This window comes from Dietzia sp. B19, assembly GCF_014145155.1.
GTDB lineage: Bacteria > Actinomycetota > Actinomycetes > Mycobacteriales > Mycobacteriaceae > Dietzia > Dietzia natronolimnaea.
In genome coordinates this window covers 1-2,558 of sequence record NZ_JAALED010000171.1, presented here as the reverse complement: position 1 = coordinate 2,558, position 2,558 = coordinate 1, and the positions used below count along the sequence as shown (strand labels likewise).

Below are 2,558 nucleotides of genomic sequence, written 5' to 3'. Positions count from 1 at the left end.
CCGCGGGCACAGAGGCCGCCCTCTCCGCGCCCTCGGCCGACCACCCTGCGTCCCGGGTGCACACGATGTTGCGGCGACCGGGCAGGGGCCGGAAGCGGGCGGGGATCGAGTCCCAGGTGGCCCGGCCCATCACGACGGGGCGCCCGGTGGTGGCCTGCTTGAAGTACGCCAGGTCCTCGGGGATGTGCCACGGCATGTCACGACCGTCGCCGATCACCCCGCCGCGGGCCTGCGCCCACACCATCCGGACCGGCACGGCCGTCGTCTCCCGGCTCAGACCGCGACCGGGGCCTTGATGCCCGGGTGGTGCTCGTATCCGACCACGTCGAAGTCCTCGAAGCGGTAGTCGAAGACCGAGTCCGCGCGGCGCAGGCGCAGCTCCGGGTAGGGGAAGGCCTCGCGGGCCAGCTGCGTCCTGACCTGCTCGACGTGGTTGTCGTAGATGTGGCAGTCGCCCCCGGTCCAGATGAACTCGCCCACCTCGAGCCCGACCTGCTGCGCCACCATGTGGGTGAGCAGCGAGTAGGAGGCGATGTTGAACGGCACCCCCAGGAAGAGGTCGGCGCTGCGCTGGTAGAGCTGGCAGCTCAGCTTGCCGTCGGCCACGTAGAACTGGAACAGCAGGTGGCAGGGCGGCAGGGCCATGTCCGTCAGCTCGCCCACGTTCCACGCCGAGACGATGTTGCGCCGCGAATCGGGGTCGGTGCGCAGCAGGTCCACGGCGTTCGCGATCTGGTCCACGTGCCGGCCGTCGGGGGTGGGCCAGGACCGCCACTGCACGCCGTAGACGGGTCCGAGCTCGCCGCGCTCGTCAGCCCACTCGTCCCAGATGCTCACGCCGTTCTCGCGCAACCAGCCCACGTTGGAGTCGCCGCGCAGGAACCACAGCAGCTCGTAGGCCACCGACTTGAAGTGGACGCGCTTGGTGGTGATCAGCGGGAATCCCGCCGCCAGGTCATAGCGCAGCTGGTGGCCGAACAGGCTGCGGGTGCCCGTTCCCGTGCGGTCGGCCTTGGCGGTGCCCTGCTCCAGGACGAGTCGGAGCAGGTCCTCGTACGGGGTGGGGACGGTCATGACCTGCAGTCTACGTTCGGGTCGCCTGCGCGGCCTGCGCGGCCAGGATCTTCTCGGTGAGCTCGGGGCGACAGATCAGGACGTCCGGGGAGTGGGTGTCGGGTTTGTTGAACCGGATCGGCGTCCCGTCCAGGCGGGAGGCGTGCAACCCCGCGGCCAGGGCGACGCCGACCGGCGCGGCCTGGTCCCACTCGTCCTGCCCCCCGGCGTGGAGGTAGGCGTCCGCGTCGCCGAGCAGGACGGAGAGCATCTTGGCACCGGCCGAGCCCATGGGCCGCACCTCCAGGCCGACCGCGTCCGCGACCTGGAGCGCCCCCGGCGGGGGGTTGTTGCGGCTGATCACCATGGTCCCCGAATGGGGGCCGTCCACGTGATCGACCTGGTCCGAGCGGAATACCCGCCCCGAGTCCGGCAGCCCCACGGAGGCGACGGTGGGCCGGCCGTCGACGACGAGTGCCACGTGAACCGACCAGTCCGAGCGGCCCGTCGAGAACTCCTTGGTGCCGTCGATCACGTCGATGATCCAGACGCGGGATTTGTCCAGCCTGCTGAGATCGTCCGAGACCCCCTCGGAGAGCGTTCCGTCATCCGGGCGGTGCACGGCCAGCACCTCGTCGGTCCAGTTCTGCGCGACCTCGTTGGCGACACGGGCGAGCGAGCGCCCGCGGAGCAGCCCCCCGGCGCGCGTGCCCCGGACGATGTCACCGATCCCCGTGGCGAGGAAACAGGCGAGGTCGTCGTCGTCGAGATCGCGCATGCTGTCGCTGTGCATGCTCACAGTCTTGCGCATGCCGACACTCTACGGAGGTGGGGCGCGGGTCGGGCCGATGTCGTAGGCGTGCGACATCATGAGTTCATGTCCGACGCACTGGAGCGGTTCCACCCGGCCACAGCCTCGTGGTTCCGTGGGGCGTTCGACCGGCCCACCCCCGCGCAGGAGGGGGCGTGGGCGTCCCTGGCGAGCGGCGCCCACACGCTCGTCGTGGCCCCCACGGGGTCGGGCAAGACCCTCTCGGCGTTCCTGGACTCGCTCGACCGACTCATGTTGGGCGGCGGCCACAGCACCAGTACCAGTACCAGCACCAGTACCAGCGACGGTGACAGCACAGGCGCACCCCCGCCCGGCACCCGTGTGCTCTACATCTCCCCGCTCAAGGCGCTGGCCGTGGACGTCGAGCGCAATCTCCGGGCGCCGCTCGCCGGGATCGCGCGCGAGGCCGCGTCCCTGGGCGTGGAGACCGCGGAGGTGACGGTGGGGATCCGCACCGGTGACACGCCGCCCGAGGAACGCCGGCGGCAGCGGTCGCGGCCACCGCACGTGTTGGTCACCACCCCCGAGTCGCTCTTCCTGCTCCTCACCTCGGCCGCACGGGAGACCCTGGCCACGGTCGACACGGTGATCATCGACGAGATCCACGCGGTGGCCGCCAGTAAGCGCGGCGCCCACCTCGCCCTCAGTCTCGAGCGACTGGACGACCTGCTGA

Annotated in this window: 4 protein-coding genes; 1 reads left to right on the top strand and 3 read right to left on the bottom strand. The window is 71.0% G+C overall.

What is annotated here, in order from left to right; translation table 11 throughout:
* From G6020_RS06025 to G6020_RS06015, 3 genes are all read right to left on the bottom strand, one after another.
* The coding region (locus tag G6020_RS06025; RefSeq protein WP_194305999.1) for a dihydrofolate reductase at positions 1–244 on the bottom strand (244 nt) is incomplete at its 3' end.
* 29 nt (positions 245–273) lie between these two features.
* A complete protein-coding gene (locus tag G6020_RS06020; protein WP_182609993.1) occupies positions 274–1,074 on the bottom strand; it encodes a thymidylate synthase in 801 nt (266 codons plus the stop codon).
* 10 nt (positions 1,075–1,084) lie between these two features.
* On the bottom strand, positions 1,085–1,831 hold the full coding sequence (locus G6020_RS06015) for a 3'(2'),5'-bisphosphate nucleotidase CysQ (protein WP_179526315.1): 747 nt from the start codon (positions 1,829–1,831) through the stop codon (positions 1,085–1,087).
* A gap of 99 nt (positions 1,832–1,930) precedes the next feature.
* Here G6020_RS06015 and G6020_RS06010 point away from each other — a divergent pair.
* A partial coding sequence (locus tag G6020_RS06010; RefSeq protein WP_182609992.1) for a DEAD/DEAH box helicase occupies positions 1,931–2,558 on the top strand: 628 nt, incomplete at its 3' end.